At 67.0% G+C, this 14,892-nt stretch carries 11 protein-coding genes; 3 read left to right on the forward strand and 8 right to left on the reverse strand.

Features of this window, described 5'->3' with window-relative positions; translation table 11 throughout:
• Positions 1–5: 5 nt before the first annotated feature.
• From AT700_RS18020 to mexM, 4 genes are all read right to left on the reverse strand, one after another.
• The gene (locus AT700_RS18020) at positions 6–1,451 is read right to left on the reverse strand and encodes a sensor histidine kinase (RefSeq protein WP_003083034.1); all 1,446 of its coding nucleotides are present in this window, start codon (positions 1,449–1,451) and stop codon (positions 6–8) included.
• Positions 1,429–2,118, reverse strand: a complete 690-nt coding sequence (locus tag AT700_RS18025; RefSeq protein ID WP_003083028.1) for a heavy metal response regulator transcription factor — start codon at positions 2,116–2,118, stop codon at positions 1,429–1,431. Before AT700_RS18025 ends, AT700_RS18020 begins: the two co-directional genes overlap by 23 nt.
• Positions 2,119–2,221: 103 nt before the next feature.
• The gene (gene mexN / locus AT700_RS18030; protein WP_014603122.1) at positions 2,222–5,332 is read right to left on the reverse strand and encodes a multidrug efflux RND transporter permease subunit MexN; all 3,111 of its coding nucleotides are present in this window, start codon (positions 5,330–5,332) and stop codon (positions 2,222–2,224) included.
• Entirely contained in the window at positions 5,329–6,486 is a 1,158-nt protein-coding gene (gene mexM, locus AT700_RS18035; RefSeq protein ID WP_003145148.1) for a multidrug efflux RND transporter periplasmic adaptor subunit MexM, read from the reverse strand. Before mexM ends, mexN begins: the two co-directional genes overlap by 4 nt.
• Positions 6,487–6,666: 180 nt before the next feature.
• Between mexM and lapG the strand changes: the two genes are divergently transcribed.
• A complete protein-coding gene (gene lapG, locus AT700_RS18040; RefSeq protein WP_003083022.1) occupies positions 6,667–7,380 on the forward strand; it encodes a cysteine protease LapG in 714 nt (237 codons plus the stop codon).
• On the forward strand, positions 7,381–9,333 hold the full coding sequence (gene lapD, locus AT700_RS18045; RefSeq protein ID WP_003159922.1) for a cyclic di-GMP receptor LapD: 1,953 nt from the start codon (positions 7,381–7,383) through the stop codon (positions 9,331–9,333). It begins immediately after the preceding gene.
• Between the two features lie 106 nt (positions 9,334–9,439).
• Here the strand turns inward: lapD and lasI are convergent, their stop codons facing one another.
• Entirely contained in the window at positions 9,440–10,045 is a 606-nt protein-coding gene (gene lasI, locus AT700_RS18050) for an acyl-homoserine-lactone synthase LasI (RefSeq protein ID WP_003083017.1), read from the reverse strand.
• 131 nt (positions 10,046–10,176) lie between these two features.
• Between lasI and rsaL the strand changes: the two genes are divergently transcribed.
• Entirely contained in the window at positions 10,177–10,419 is a 243-nt protein-coding gene (rsaL, locus tag AT700_RS30375; protein WP_003083010.1) for a quorum-sensing transcriptional regulator RsaL, read from the forward strand.
• Here the strand turns inward: rsaL and lasR are convergent.
• The 3 genes from lasR to AT700_RS18070 all read right to left on the reverse strand — a co-directional run bounded on the left by lasR (position 10,409) and on the right by AT700_RS18070 (position 14,884).
• Positions 10,409–11,128 carry a transcriptional regulator LasR gene (lasR, locus tag AT700_RS18060; RefSeq protein WP_048521169.1) on the reverse strand — a complete coding sequence of 240 codons (720 nt, stop codon included), beginning with the start codon at positions 11,126–11,128 and terminating at the stop codon, positions 10,409–10,411. The two genes, rsaL and lasR, sit on opposite strands and share 11 nt — an antisense overlap.
• A 450-nt stretch (positions 11,129–11,578) precedes the next feature.
• Positions 11,579–14,287, reverse strand: coding sequence for a cation-transporting P-type ATPase (locus AT700_RS18065; RefSeq protein ID WP_003116553.1), 2,709 nt, complete (start codon positions 14,285–14,287; stop codon positions 11,579–11,581).
• A 165-nt stretch (positions 14,288–14,452) separates the two neighbouring features.
• The gene (locus tag AT700_RS18070) at positions 14,453–14,884 is read right to left on the reverse strand and encodes an acetyltransferase (RefSeq protein WP_003082981.1); all 432 of its coding nucleotides are present in this window, start codon (positions 14,882–14,884) and stop codon (positions 14,453–14,455) included.
• Positions 14,885–14,892: the final 8 nt, after the last annotated feature.

The following is a 14,892-nucleotide window of genomic DNA, read 5'->3' on the forward strand; positions in this document are numbered from 1 at the left end:
CCCGCTCAGGACAGCGCCGGATCGCCCTCGCCCAGCGGCAAGCGGTCGCCGGGCCCGCGCCGCTCGGGGCTCAGCACGGTGAAGCCGAAGGTGTTCCAGCCGTCCGCGCTGTCGACGAACACCGAACCGCCGTGCATGCTCGCCACCGCCTTGACGATGGACAGGCCGAGGCCGTGGTTGGCCTCGCTGTTGCTGCGCGCCGCGTCGACCCGATAGAAGCGTTCGAACAGGTGCCTGCGGTGCTCGTCGGCGATCGGCACGCCGGGGTTGCTCACCGCCACCCGCACTTCGTCGCCGCGCCGCTCGACGCCGACCCGCAGCGTGCCGCCGGCGGCGGTGTGCTGGGCGGCGTTGTACAGCAGGTTGGTCACCGCCCGCTGGAACAGGGCGCGCTCGACCAGCGCGCGGGCCTCGCCGCGCACCTCGATACCGACCCCGGCCTCGTCGAAGATCACCTCGAGGAAATCCACCGTGGTGGCGATCTCGCCGGCCAGCGAGGTTTCCTCGCGCTCGCAGGCCAGGCGTCCCTGGTCGGCGCGGGCGAGGAACAGCATGTCGTTGACGATCGCCCGCAGCCGCTCCAGCTCCTCCAGGTTGGATTGCAGGACCTCTTCGTAATGTTCGCCGCTGCGTTCGCGGGACAACGCCACCTGGGTCTGGCCGATCAGGTTGGTCAATGGCGTGCGCAGCTCGTGGGCGACGTCGGCATTGAACGACTCCAGGCGCACGTAGGCCTGCTCCAGGCGGTCCAGGGCGCCGTTGAACGCTCCCACCAGCTCGCGCAGCTCGGCCGGCAGCGGCGAGAGCTGCAAGCGCTGCGACAACTGCCGCGGGCTGATCCGCCGGGCCTCCTCGGACAGCCGATGCACCGGCCACAGGCCCAGGCGGGCGATCCAGTGGCCAAGCAACGAGGCCAGCAGCACACCGAGGGCGGACAGGCCGAGCAGCCATTTCAGGGTGGAGGTCCGCGCCTCATGGAACGCCGCGCTATCGATGGCGGTGACGTAGGTCAGCCGCGGCCGCCCCTCGCGCGCCGGCAACACGCCGACCCGCGCAGTCAGCGCGTACCGGTGCTCCGGCAACTCCAATTCGTAGCGGCCGGCGCCATCGGCGATCAGCCGCTGCACCGGTTCGCTGAAGCGCCCGTAGTGATAGCGCGGGTCGTCGCTGTCGATCCAGAAACGGATCAGCTCGTACTCCTGGCTCAGGTTGTCCAGCTTGCCCTGCAGGTGCGGCCAGCGCTCGGCCAGGTCGGGATGGTCGAGCATCCGCGAGACCATGTTGAAGCGCACGTCCACCTCGCCCTGCTGCAGGCGCTCGGTCTGGCGGTCGAGGATGCAATAGAGCATGGTGCCGATGAGGGCGAAGATCACCACCGCGGCGCCGGCGAACATTCCCGCCAGGCGGGTCGACAAGGACATGCCCACCTCAGCCCGACTCCGCCAGCGCACGGTTCTCCAGGACGTAGCCCATGCCCCGGATGGTATGCAGCAGCTTGTTCTCGAACGGACCGTCGAGCTTGGCGCGCAGGCGCTTGATCGCCACCTCCACGACATTGGTGTCGGTATCGAAGTTGATGTCCCAGACCAGTTCGGCGATCGCCGTCTTCGACAGGATCTCGCCGCTGCGCTGGGCCAGCACGCAGAGCAGCGCGTACTCCTTGGCAGTCAGCTCCAGACGGGTGTTGCCACGGAAGACCTTGCGGCTGAGCAGGTCGATGGACAGGTCGGCGATGCGCATCTGCGAATGGCTTTCATGGTTGCCGCCGCGCCGGGTCAGGGCCTGCAGGCGGGCGACCAGTTCGAGGAAGGAGAACGGCTTGATCAGGTAGTCGTCGGCGCCCTCGCGCAGCCCGCGCACCCGGTCTTCCACGCGCTCGCGCGCGGTGAGCATGATCACCGGGGTCTGCCGCCGCTCGCGCAACGCCCGCAGAACGCCGTAGCCGTCGACGCCCGGCAGCATCACGTCGAGCACGATCACGTCGTACTCGCCATGGAGCGCCAGGTGGCGACCGTCGATGCCGTTGTCCGCCAGGTCCACGGTGAACCCCTGTTCGCTGAGGCCACGGTTCAGGTAGTCCGCCGTCTTCGCCTCGTCCTCGACAATCAGTACCCGCATCTATCGCCCGATCCTCTGTTCGCCTTCGCATCCCGGGCGGGACGCATGCCTGCCTGCATCCTAGCCACGCGCCGCCGTCCAGGAAAGCCGCGTCCGTTACGCCTCATGTCGCCGTCGCCCCAGCGGTTCCGCCGTCCGAGGTCGTCGTCCCGCGCCGGTGGAACAGCCGCTCCAGGGCCAGGTATACCACCGGCGTGCTGAACAGGGTCAGCACCTGGCTCACCAGCAGCCCGCCGACCACCGCGATGCCCAGAGGCTGGCGCAGCTCGGAACCGGTGCCGAAGCCGATCATCAGGGGTATCGCGCCCAGCAGCGCGGCCAGGGTGGTCATCATGATCGGCCGGAAACGGGTCAGGCAGGCCTGGTAGATCGCCTGCTCCGCGCTCATGCCCTGCTCGCGCTGGGCGACGATGGCGAAGTCGACCATGAGGATGCCGTTCTTCTTGACGATGCCGATCAGCAGCACGATGCCGATCAGCGCCATGATCGAGAAGTCCTGGCCCCAGGCCCAGAGCAGGAACACCGCGCCGATCCCCGCCGAGGGCAGGGTCGAGAGGATCGTCAGCGGATGTACGAAACTCTCGTAGAGCACGCCGAGGATGATGTACACCGCGATCAGCGCGGCGAGGATCAGCAGCGGTTGCGAGGCCAGCGAGCTCTGGAAGGCCTGCGCCGCGCCCTGGAACACGCCGATAATGGTCGAGGGCATGCCGATCTCCTCCTGGGCGCGCTGCACCGCCTGCACCGCCTCGCCGAGGGACACCCCGGCAGCCAGGTTGAAGGACAGGTTGACCGCCGGGAACATGCCGTTGTGGTTGATCTGCAGCGGCCCGGAGCGCGGCGCCGCGACCTTGGCGATGGCCGACAGCGGGACCATCTCGCCGCTCAGCGGCGAGCGCAGGTAGAACCAGTCCAGGCTTTCCGCGCGGCCGCGCTGGCGCGCATCGAGTTCGAGGACCACCTTGTACTGGTTGACCTCGGTCTGGTACTCGCCGACCTGGCGCTGGCCGAAGGCGTCGTAGAGGGTCTGGCTGACATCCTCGGCGCTGAGGCCGAAACGCGCCGCGGCCACCCGGTCGATGTCCAGCGCGGTGACGCTGGCGCCGACCTGCAGGTCGTTGGACACATCCATCAGCCCCGGCACCTGCTTCAGGCGCTCGGTGAGGCGTTGCGCCCAGAGCGCCAGCTGGGTGCTGTCGCTGCTGCGCAGGGCGTACTGGTACTGGGTCCGCGAGGGTCCGGAACTGAGGTTGATGTCCTGCGCCGCGCGCAGGTAGAGCATGATTCCCGGCACCTTCGCCAGTTGCGGGCGCAGCCGGTCGATGAACTCGCCGACCGAGACATCGCGCTCGCCACGGTCCTTGAGGACGATCCAGAAACGTCCGTTGGCCAGGCTCTGGCTACCGCCGGTGACGCCCACCGCATGGTTGTAGCTCTGCACCGCCGGGTCGCTGGCGATGATCTCGGCCAGTTGCCGGTGCTTGGCGACCATGTCGTCGTAGGAGATATCCTCGGCAGCCTGGCTCGTGCCGAAGACGAAGGCGGTGTCCTGCAAGGGGAAGAAACCCTTGGGAATCCCGACGTAGCCGGCCACCGCCACCAGCACGGTAAAGGCGAAGCCGACCAGCATCAGCCGCTGGTGCCCGAGCGCCCAGCGCAGGCCGCGCTCGTATCCGCCGGTCAGCCATTCGGCGAAGCCCTTTCTCGGCGCGTCGGCATGCCGCAATGCCGGCATGAAGCGCGAAGCCAGCATCGGCGCCAGGGTCAGCGAAGCGAGCACCGAGATCAGGATCGCCACCGTCACGCTGACCGCGAATTCGCGGAACAGCCGGCCGACGATCCCGCCCATGAACAGCAGGGGAATGAACGCGGCGATCAGCGAGAAGCTGATGGAAATCACGGTAAAGCCGATCTCCGCCGCGCCCTTGAGCGCCGCCTCGACCTTCGAGGCGCCCGCTTCCAGGTGTCGGTGGATGTTCTCCACGACCACGATGGCGTCGTCGACGATGAAGCCGACGGCGATGATCAGCGCCACCAGGGTCAGGTTGTTGAGGGTGAAGCCGAGCACGTACATCGCCGCGAAGCTGGCGCTCAGGGACACCGCCAGCACCGTGGCGACGATCAGGGTCGCCGACAGCTGGCGGAGGAACAGGCCCATCACCAGCACCACCAGGCCAATGGTCAGCAGCAGGGTCAGTTCGACCTCGTGCAGCGACGAGCGGATGGTCCGGGTGCGATCGTTGAGCACGTCTACCTCGATGGTCGCCGGGAGCATCTCGCGCAGGCGCGGCAATGCGGCCTGGATCGCGTCGGCGGTATCGACGATGTTCGCCCCAGGCTGGCGGAGGATCACCAGTGCCACCCCGGGCACACCGTTCGGCCAGGCCTGCACGTAGTCGTCCTCGGGCGCCGAGACGATCCGCGCCACGTCCTTGAGGAACACCGGCGCGCCCTGGCGGTAGGCGACCACCAGGTCGTCATAGTCGCTGGCGTTGAACAACTGGTCGTTGGCCGCGAGGGTCGACACCCGCCCCTCGCCGTAGAGCGCGCCCTTGGCCAGGTTGACGCTGGCCGACTGCAACGACTGGCGCAGGTCGGCCAGGGTCAGCTGGTAGGCGGCGAGCTTTTCCGGCTGGGCCTGGATGCGGATCGCCGGGCGCTGCTGGCCGACCACGAAGATCTGCCCCACGCCGTTCACCTGGCTGAGCTGGCGGGCGAGGATGGTCTCGGCGTAATCGCTGAGTTCGATCAGCGGCATCATCTCCGAGTTGACCCGCAGGATCATGATCGGGCTGTCCGCCGGGTTGACCTTGCGCCAGGTCGGCAGGTTCGGCATGTCCACCGGCAGCCGCCCGGCCGCGGCGTTGATCGCCGCCTGGACCTCCTGGGCGGCGACGTCGATGCTCTTGTCGAGGCTGAACTGCAGGGTCAGGGTGCTGGTGCCCAGGGCGCTGCTGGAGGTCATCTCGGTGATCCCCGGAATCGCGCTGAACTGCACTTCCAAGGGGGTGGCCACCGACGAGGCCATGGTTTCCGGGCTACCGCCGGGCAGCAAGGCGTTGATCTGGATGGTCGGGAAGTCCGCCTCCGGCAACGGCGCCACGCCGAGCCGGAGGAACGCCAGCAGCCCCAGCAGCAGCGAGGCCAGGGTCAGCAGCGCGGTGGCGATCGGGTGCCGTACGCACCAGCCGGAAATCCCGGCGCGCGGCGTCACGGCTGCCGCTCCGTGGCCTGAGCCAGGCTCGGGCGCGGCTCCTGGATATCGACCAGGGCGCCGGGCATCAGCCGCGAGTGGCCGTCCACCACCACCTGGTCACCGCTGGCCAGGCCCTCCACCACACTGAGGCCGTCGATGTCCTGGAGCACCCGCACCGGCACCGCCTCGACCCGGTCGGCGGCGACCCGGTAGACGAAATTGCCCTCCAGGCCGCGGCGCACCGCCTTGCTCGACAGCACCAACTGGTCGCGCCGGACCCCGGTGTGCAGGCTCACCGCGACGAACTGCCCGGGCCAGAGCCGGGCCTGGCGGTTATCGAAGGAGGCGCGCACGCGGATGGTGCCGGTGGAACTGTCGATCTGGTTGTCGATGGTCAGCAACCGGCCCTCGCCCAGCGCGCTCCCGCCGTCGCGGCTGTAGGCGCGCACCGCCGCCTCGCCGCCGAGCAGCGCCTGCAACTGGGGCAACTGTTCCTGTTGCAGGGAGAAGACTACGGAGATCGGTGCGATCTGGGTCACGCTGAACAGGCCGAGACTGTCGCCGACCCGCACCAGGTTGCCGACATCGACGTTGCGGATACCGACCTTGCCGGATACCGGCGAGGTGATCCGGGTGTAGGACAGGCGCACCCGCTCGGCGTTGATGGTGGCATCGTTGGCCTTCAGGGTCGCGCGCAACTGGTCGACCGTCGCCTGCTGCTGGTCCAGCAGTTGGCGTGACACCGCACGCTCGGCATACAGGCTGCGGTAGCGTTGCAGGTCCTGCTCGGCGGATTTCAGCTGGGCCTGGTTGCTCGCCCTGGAGGCCTGCGCCTGCTCCAGCGCGGCGACGACGGCGCGGTCATCGATGGTCGCCAGCAACTCGCCCGCCTCGACCATCTGCCCTTCGCTCACCAGCAGGCGGGTCAACTGGCCGTCGATCTGGGTGCGGATCACCACGTTGTGCAACGAAGTCACCGTACCGATGCCGCTGACCTGTTGCTCGACGTCGCGCCGCTCCACCCGCGCCACGTTCACCGGGACCCTGGCCGGCGCGGGCGCCGCCTTCGCCCCGGCGTCGCCGCCGAGCCATGCCCAACCGCTGAAGGCGACCAGGCCCGCCGCCAGCACGCCCACCAGGACCCGTCCCCCACCACTGCGCAACGCCTGCATCTGTCCACCTTTCCCAGTGGCCGGCCTCGCGCGGCCGACTTCGTTCTTCTTTATAAGCAGCGCAGCGGGACCCCACCCTGACCCCTGAATGACAATCCTGTCAGTTTCGCCGGACACCCCGCGCTGGCAGGCCGCCCGGCGCTCTCGTAGACTTCGCTGAGTCCTTCCGGAGCCCGCTCGATGTCCCCAACCCCCGGCGCCCGCCGGCCCTGCCCCAGGGCCTACGCCCCCTGGCTGCTGTCGCTGGCGGCGACATTGCTGCTGGCAGTCGGCGCGGCGCTGGCGCAGTGGGACCTGGAGTCGATACTGAGCCGTGCCGAGCAGCGCTACGGCGAGCTGGGCGCGGCGAAATCACGCCTGGGCGACTGGGGCCGCCTGCTCGAACAGGGCGGCACGCTCGACGAAGCGGCCAAGCTGCGCGCGGTCAACGACTTCTTCAACCGGTCGCTGCGTTTCACCGACGACATCGAGATCTGGCAACAGGAAGACTATTGGGCGACTCCGGTCGAGGCGCTGGTCAAGGGCGCCGCCGACTGCGAGGACTACGCCATCGCCAAGTACGTGACCCTGCGTCGCCTCGGCGTCGCCAGCGACAAGCTGCGCATCACCTACGTCAAGGCCCTGCGCCTGAACCAGGCGCACATGGTGCTGACCTGGTACGCCAGCCCGGGCGCCGACCCACTGGTGCTGGACAACCTGATCGGCGAGATCCGCCCCGCTTCGCAACGTGACGACCTGTTGCCGGTGTACGCCTTCAATGCCGAGGGCCTCTGGCTGCCCGGCGCCGATGGCGGACGCCGGACCGGCGACAGCAAGAAGCTGTCGCGCTGGCAGGACCTGCTGACCAAGATGCGCGCCGAAGGCCTCGACCTCGACGCACCCAAGGAGGATTGAATGTCACTGCTCAAGCAATTGTTCCTCGCCATCTGCCTGTTCCTCGTCGTCGCCTTCAGCGGCAGCTTCGTCAGCAGCGTGGAGAACTCCCGCGAGCAGTTGCGCGGCCAGTTGCGCTCCCACGCCCAGGACGCCGCCACCGCCCTCGGCCTGTCCCTGACGCCACACGTGGACGACCCGGCGATGGTGCAACTGATGGTCAGCTCGATCTTCGACAGCGGCTACTTCGCCAGCATCCGGGTGATCGACATCAAGAGCGGCAAGCCGCTGGTCGAGCGCGTGCAGGCGCATGCCGAGCGTACGGTGCCCGGCTGGTTCGAACGCCTGGTGGATCTCCAGCCCCAGGGTGGCGACGCGCTGATCATGCGCGGCTGGGAACAGGCGGCGCGGGTCGAGGTGGTCAGCCATCCGCAATTCGCCCTGGCGCGCCTGTGGGACAGCGCCCTGGGCAGCCTCTACTGGTTGCTGGCCTGCGGCGCGGCGAGCCTGCTGCTTGGCGGCTGGCTGCTGCGCCGCCAACTGCGCCCGCTCGACCAGATGGTGCGCCAGGCCCATGCCATCAGCCGGCGGGAATTCCTCAGCCTGCCCAGGCTGCCGCGCACGCCGGAGCTGCGCCGCGTGGTGCAGGCGATGAACCAGATGGTGGAGAAACTTCGCACGCTGTTCGCCGAGGAGGCTGCGCGTAGCGACAAGCTACGCGCCCAGGCCTACCAGGACAGTCTCACCGGCCTGCCCAACCGGCGCCTGTTCGACGCCCGCCTCAACGAACAGCTGGGTGCCGGCGAGCACGAGCATGCCGGGCAGCTCCTGCTGCTGCGCCTGAACGACCTGAACGGGCTGAACCAGCGTCTCGGCGGGCAACGCACGGATGAATTGATCCAGGCGGTCGCCCGCTTGCTGGTCGACTCCTGCGGCCAGCAAGGGCGCGCCGACTGGCTGCTGGCCCGCAGCCGCGGCGGCGAGTTCGCCGTGCTGGCTCCCGGTTGCTCCCGCGAGCAGGCCGAACGCCTGGCCGAGGAACTCTGCGAAGGCCTGGAGAACCTTGCCCGCACCGGTGCCAGCGATCTCACGCCGGTCGCCTATCTCGGTATCAGCGCGTTCGCCGAAGGCGACTCGCCCGCGGATCTCCTGGCCCGTGCCGACCAGGCCCTGGCCCAGGCCGAAAGCCAGCCCGCCCAGCCCTGGGCGAGCCAGGACGGCACCGCGCTCGCGGCGCTCAACGATAGCCAGGACTGGCACGACTGGATCGACCAGGCCCTGACGGAGCGCCGCCTGCTGCTCTATTTCCAGCCGGTGGTGGACTGCCTGGACACCCAGCGCGTCCTCCACCACAAGGTCCTCGCGCGTCTGCTCGACCCGCAGGCCACGGCCATCGCCGCCGGGCGCTTCCTGCCCTGGATAGAACGTTTCGGCTGGGCCGCGCGCCTGGACCTGGCGATGCTCGAACAGAGCCTGGAGCACCTGCGGCGCCATCCACGGCCGCTGGCGCTGAGCCTGTCGGCCGCCAGTGTCCGCAATGCGCAGACGTTTGCCCCGCTACTGGCCCTGCTCAAGGCGCATCCGCAGGAGGCGCGCCAGCTGACCCTGGAACTGGACGAGCGGCACCTGCCAGCCGCGGCCGAACTGGAGCGCCTCAGCCAGGTCCTGCGCGAACTGGGCTGCGGTCTCGGCCTGCAGCATTTCGGCGGCCGCTTCAGCCTGATCGGCAACCTTACCCATCTGGGGCTGGCCTACCTCAAGCTGGACGGCTGCTACCTGCACGCCGTCGACCGGGAAGGCGACAAGCGGTTGTTCATCGAAGCGGTCTATCGCACCACCCACAGCATCGATCTACCGTTGATCGCGGAACAGGTGGAAACCCTCGGTGAACTCGAAGTACTGCGGGAAATGGGCTTGCGTGGCGCCATGGGACGCCTGTTCGGCAGCCCGGCGCCCTGGTCCGGGGATGCCTGATAGCGAGTCCGGAGCGGGTCGGACTCGCTTTACAGCGGATTCGGCATCGACGCCAGGCGCTCCCTCTCCGACAGAGAACGCGCCGGCGCGAGCCGACAGGTCCCCGTCATGAAACCGCCAGTCGCTGTTCCACCAGCACTCCCCCGTAAAGCGCGATCTGGGTCTTGGCATTGAGTTCGATGCGCAAGGCCACCGCGCGCTCGATGCCGATCTTCAGGTGCGGACCGAAGCGCGATACGTCCAGGCCGGCACGGATCATCATCTTCTCCACGCCTACGGTGGTTACCGTCACCAGCGTCTGGATGTCGTTCTGCAGGCTGTAGCGGGCCAGCGCGCGCATCGCCTCCAGCGTACAGTCGGAAAAGCCCAGCGAGCCTTTCTGTCCAGAGTTGATGGCGAAACGGCTGAGTTCCCAGATGTGCGGCGAGCAAGGCGCTTCCTTGCCGTGCAGAAGCTCCGGGAAGGTGTTCTTCAGCATGTAGGGGCCAGTGGTATCGAGAATTCGCCAGCAACCGAAAACCTGGGCTTCAGGAGTATCTTCCTGGATCAACATGTAATAAGGACTGAGTGCGTCATAACCATCGATTTCCATCTCGTCGATGACACTAACGTCCCAGCCTTTGCGCTCCTTGAACACTTGAGCACGCAACTTGTGCATCTCGCCCAGCAGTTTTTTATCGAACTCTTCGCGCCGACCAATTTGTACGATCATCTTCACTTCCTCCAAATAGGAAGCTGAAGAATTTATGCAAATTTCATAATTTTATAACTAGCAAATGAGATAGATTTCGGTGAACCCGGACCCTTGCTAGGCTCGAAGAAACGTCCGAAAAGATCAGAGCAATGGCTTCACACGAGAGAACACAGCCCCAAAACATGGCCTTCCGGGCAAAGGCCACCCGCACCGCCCGACGGGAAAGCCAGGAAACTTTCTGGAGCCGCTTCGGGATAAGCCAATCCTGCGGCAGTCGTTTCGAGAATGGCGAGAACCTGCCCTTCCCTATATACCTGCTTTTGCATTTCTATATAGAAGGGCAAATTACCGATCGCCAGCTCGCCGACCTGAGAGGCAAGATCAGAGAGTAATAAGACCCAAATTAACGGCCATAATGCCCGCTACGCGGCGGGAGGTCACACCGAACTTCCGCCGAATATTTCCCATATGGAAGTTCACATTGGCTTCCGAGCAGTTGCAGATAACCGATATCTCCCAACTGGTCTTGCCGATGGCGCACCACTGCAACACTTCCTTCTCCCGGCTGGTCAGAACCACCGGTTTGCTGACCGGATGTTCGAAGGCCAGTCCGGCACCGCTCTGCAGTGCGTAGTCCTTGAGCATCCACAGGGTCGGCAGGACCGACTCCATGAAACGGTTGGCCTCGGCCCGGTTTTCCGCTTCCACGCTGAGGCTCAGCGCGCCGAGTTCGCCGCGAGCACCATGCAGCGGCATGGTCAGCCCATACACCAGGCCGGCGGCCGAGGCTTCCTCGAAGAACTCGTGCTGCTTTCGCGTCTGGTAGATGGACGGTTCCCAGAAAATCGGCAGTACGCTCTGGGTACAGTGACTGACCGTCGGGTCGACCCGCGCGTAGCCAGCCCGGTCGTAATGCTCGCGCCAGGCGGCCGGGTAGTTGCCGACGATGAAGGCGTTCTCGTAGTCCTGGCTGTCCTTAGGCAACAGGCCGAACAGGATCTTCGAGAATCCAAGGTCGCTCGCCATCTTCTGCAGGATGGCGCTCCACTCCAATTTTCCACTTGAGCGTTCCAGCTCAAGAAAACCGTCAACCAAGGCCATAGCGCTACGTTCTTCTTAAACTATTAACCAATCAGCCAAATATGGATTCGGCACCCGATATCCGGCACGTTGTACGGCAGTCCGAGAATCCCGGCTTCCTGCCGAGGCGCATGCGCCCGTGCCCGACGACCCCTGAAGATGTCCAGTCAGCCCACTCTATAGAGTTGGCGTTGTGCCGGAAAGGCACATTTCAGTCCCACTTAACAATAGACCGCAGCGTTTGATGCACCTAGTACGATACCCGTCCTAGAGGGTAAGCAAACGTTTAAATGTGATCTAGATCACATTTTATGCGAACTGAATACCCAGTCACACCTGGTCCCCGGGTTCACTGTCGGCCCATCGCCACGCGTGCGACCGCTCTCGGCCGGGCGATCCGAGGCGCAGACGTCTGTGCGCGGCGCACGGGCAAAGGCACAGCGCCACGGCCAAGGGGGCGACCTCGCGGCGTCAGGCCTGCCGGGCACGGACCCGGCGACATAGCCACTTTTCCAGTTCGGCGACGCAGAACAGGCCGAGCCCGGCCAGCAGCACCCGCGCCCACTCGCCCGGGGCCAGGCCGACCGAGCCGAACAGCGCCTGCAACGGCGGCGCGTAGGTATAGAGCAGTTGCAGCACCACGCAAGCGGCGATCGCCAGCAAGACCTGGCGGTTGCCGAACAGGCCCTCGCGGCTGAGCACCGAATCGTAGATATGCCGGCTGTTGAGCAGGTAGAACATCTCGCACACCACCACGCTGTTCACCGCCATGGTCCGCGCGCTCTCCAGCCCGGTGCCATGCTCCAGCTCCCAGAGGAACAGGCCCAGGGCGCCCGCCATCATCAGCAGCGAGACCAGCAGCACCCGCCAGACGAAGAACAGCGACAACAGGGGCTCCGCCGGCGGACGCGGCGGACGCTGCATCAGGCCGCGCTCGGCCGGATCGAAGGCCAGCGCCAGGCCCAGGGTGCTGGAGGTGACCATGTTGATCCAGAGGATCTGCGCCGGCGTCATCGGCAGGGTCAACTGGAACAGGATCGCGGCGATCACGATCAGCGCCTCGCCACCGTTGGTCGGCAGCATGAAGAGGATGAATTTCTTCAGGTTGTCGTAGACCGCCCTTCCCTCGCGCACGGCATTGGCGATGGTGGCGAAATTGTCGTCGGCGAGGACCACCTCGGCCGCCTCCTTGGCCGCCTCGGTGCCCTTGTTGCCCATCGCTACGCCGACGTCGGCGCGCTTCAGCGCCGGCGCATCGTTGACCCCGTCGCCGGTCATCGCCACCACCTCGCCGCTGGCCTGCAGGGCCTGCACCAGGCGCAGCTTGTGCTCAGGGCTGGCGCGGGCGAACACATCGACGCCCGGCAGCACTTCGCGCAGGCGCTGGTCGTCGAGCAACTCGATCTCCGCGCCGGTCAGCGCCGGCCGGTCGATGCCGATCCCGAGCATGGCGCCGATCGCCCGCGCGGTGTCGACGTGGTCGCCGGTGATCATCTTCACCGCGATACCCGCCGCCTGGCATTCGGCGACCGCGGCCACGGCTTCCTCGCGCGGAGGGTCGATGATGCCCACCAGGGCCAGCAGGGTGAAGCCATGTTCCACGTCGGCGAAATCCAGCGTGCGCTGCTCCGCCGGCATCGCCCGTCGGGCGATGGCCAGCAGGCGCAGACCGCGAGCGGCGGTGTCGGTGGCCAGGCGCCGCCAGTAGTCCGGGTCCAGCGGCCGCACCGAGTCGCCCACCCGTTCAGCCTCGCACATGTCGAGGATGCGCTCCGGCGCGCCCTTCAGGTAGACCATCGCCTGGCCTGCGTGGTCGTGGTGCAGGGTGGCCATGAAGCGATGCTCGGACTCGAACGGAATCGCATCGCTGCGTGGCCGTTCCGCCGCCAGCGCCTGCGGATCGAGGCCCAGCTTGAGGCCGAGGCTGAGCAGCGCGCCTTCGGTGGGGTCGCCCTCCAGTTGCCATGCCTCGCCCTCCTGGTGCAGGCGCGCCTCGTTGCACAACAGCGCCGCGCGACCGATCTCCTGCAGATCGTCGCGTCCGGCGGGATCGAGGCCTTCGCCGTTGTGGCTGAAACCACCCAGCGGGGCGTAACCGGCGCCGCTGACCTCGATTACCTGGTCGGCGGTGACGATACGCTGCACGGTCATCTCGTTGCGGGTCAGGGTGCCGGTCTTGTCCGAGCAGATCACCGTCACCGAACCCAGCGTCTCCACCGCCGGCAGGCGGCTGACGATGGCGTTGCGCCGGGCCATGCGCTGTACGCCGAGGGCGAGGATCACCGTCATGATCGCCGGCAGTCCCTCGGGAATCGCCGAGGCGGTCAGCGCCACCACCAGCATGAACATGTCCACCATCGGCTGGCCCTGCCAGAGGGTGCCGAGGACGAAAGTGGCGCCGGCCAGCAGCAGGATCGCCAGGGCCAGCCAGCGACTGAAGCTGGCGATCTGTCGCAGCAGCGGAGTGGCCAGGGTGCGGACTTCGCGCAACAGCGTACCGATCCGGCCCAGTTCGGTATCCCCGGCGGTGGCGACCACCACTCCGCGCGCCTGGCCGCTGGTCACCAGGGTGCCGGAATAGGCCATGCAACGGCGGTCGCCGAGCAGCGCGTCGATGGCCACCGCGACGCAGCCCTTCTCCACCGGCACCGACTCACCGGTCAGGGCCGACTCGTCGACATGGAAGTTCTTCGTTTCGAACAGCCGCAGGTCGGCCGGCACCCGGTCGCCGGAGGCCAGCAGCACCACGTCGCCCGGTACCAGGCGTTCGGCGTCCAGCGCCTGGCGCTGGCCGTCGCGCAGGACCAGGGCATGCAGCGAAAGCATGTCGCGGATGGCGTCCAGCGCGTTGGCCGCCTTGCCCTCCTGGACGAAACCGATCAGCGCGTTGACCACCACCGCCAGGAGGATTACCGCACTGTCCACCCAGAAGCCGAGCAGCGCGGTGACCAGCGAGGCGAACAGCATCATGTACAGCAGGACGTTGTGGAACTGCCGCAGCAAGCGCAGCAGCGGCCCCTGGCGTTTCGGCGCGGGCAATCGGTTGTAGCCGTGCGCCGCCAGGCGGCGGGCGGCTTCGTCCGCGTCCAGGCCGGCGGCGGAGCTGTGCAATCGTTCCAGCACCCGTTGCGGCGGGCTGGCATGGGCGTCGCGGGAAGACAGGGGTGGGATGCCGTTCATGGGATTCCTGCGCCTCGTTCTGATGAACAGAACTATCGGGCAGGCCTGCGCCGCAACGTTTGACCTGTCTCAAACGGATGCTTGCAGTTGAAAGCATCTGGCCGGGGAAAACTTTTCCGGATGTTGCGCGGCACCTCGCTCCACAGGGCGAGGTGCCGCGTCCTCCTACAGGCTCATGTGCAGCAGCGGGAACGGCCGCCCCGCCGAGTCGGTCGCGGAGCGGCCGGTCTGGCGGAACCCATAGTGTCGATAGAAGCCGCAGGCCTGCGGGTTCTGCTCGTTGACATCGACGCTCAGGCGCGGCCAGGTCGCCCGCGCATGATCGAGCAGGCGTCGGCCGATACCCCGGCCGCGCAGCCCGGGTTCGACGAAGAGCATCTCGACATGCGCCTGGTTTAGGCCGATGAAGCCCTGGGCCACGCCGTCGTCGTCGACCAGCACCCAGACCTCGACGGCCGGCAGGTACAGGTCGCGGACCTGTGGGTAAAGCTCGACGATGTCCGCTTCACTGAGAAAGTCGTGGGTCGCGCGGACGGAACGTTCCCACAGGTCGACCAATGCCGTGTTGTCGGCGTCGACGCGCTTGCGAATGTGCATGCTGGATT

This window comes from Pseudomonas aeruginosa (assembly GCF_001457615.1).
GTDB lineage: Bacteria > Pseudomonadota > Gammaproteobacteria > Pseudomonadales > Pseudomonadaceae > Pseudomonas > Pseudomonas aeruginosa.

What these genes read in the sequence shown, in the direction of transcription:
- AT700_RS18025 (WP_003083028.1), bottom strand. Translation starts at nt 2,118, where the DNA reads ATGCGGGTACTGATTGTCGAGGACGAGGCGAAGACGGCGGACTACCTG.
- mexM (WP_003145148.1), bottom strand. Translation starts at nt 6,486, where the DNA reads ATGCAGGCGTTGCGCAGTGGTGGGGGACGGGTCCTGGTGGGCGTGCTG.
- lapG (WP_003083022.1), top strand. Translation starts at nt 6,667, where the DNA reads ATGTCCCCAACCCCCGGCGCCCGCCGGCCCTGCCCCAGGGCCTACGCC.
- lapD (WP_003159922.1), top strand. Translation starts at nt 7,381, where the DNA reads ATGTCACTGCTCAAGCAATTGTTCCTCGCCATCTGCCTGTTCCTCGTC.
- lasI (WP_003083017.1), bottom strand. Translation starts at nt 10,045, where the DNA reads ATGATCGTACAAATTGGTCGGCGCGAAGAGTTCGATAAAAAACTGCTG.
- rsaL (WP_003083010.1), top strand. Translation starts at nt 10,177, where the DNA reads ATGGCTTCACACGAGAGAACACAGCCCCAAAACATGGCCTTCCGGGCA.
- lasR (WP_048521169.1), bottom strand. Translation starts at nt 11,128, where the DNA reads ATGGCCTTGGTTGACGGTTTTCTTGAGCTGGAACGCTCAAGTGGAAAA.
- AT700_RS18065 (WP_003116553.1), bottom strand. Translation starts at nt 14,287, where the DNA reads ATGAACGGCATCCCACCCCTGTCTTCCCGCGACGCCCATGCCAGCCCG.
- AT700_RS18070 (WP_003082981.1), bottom strand. Translation starts at nt 14,884, where the DNA reads ATGCACATTCGCAAGCGCGTCGACGCCGACAACACGGCATTGGTCGAC.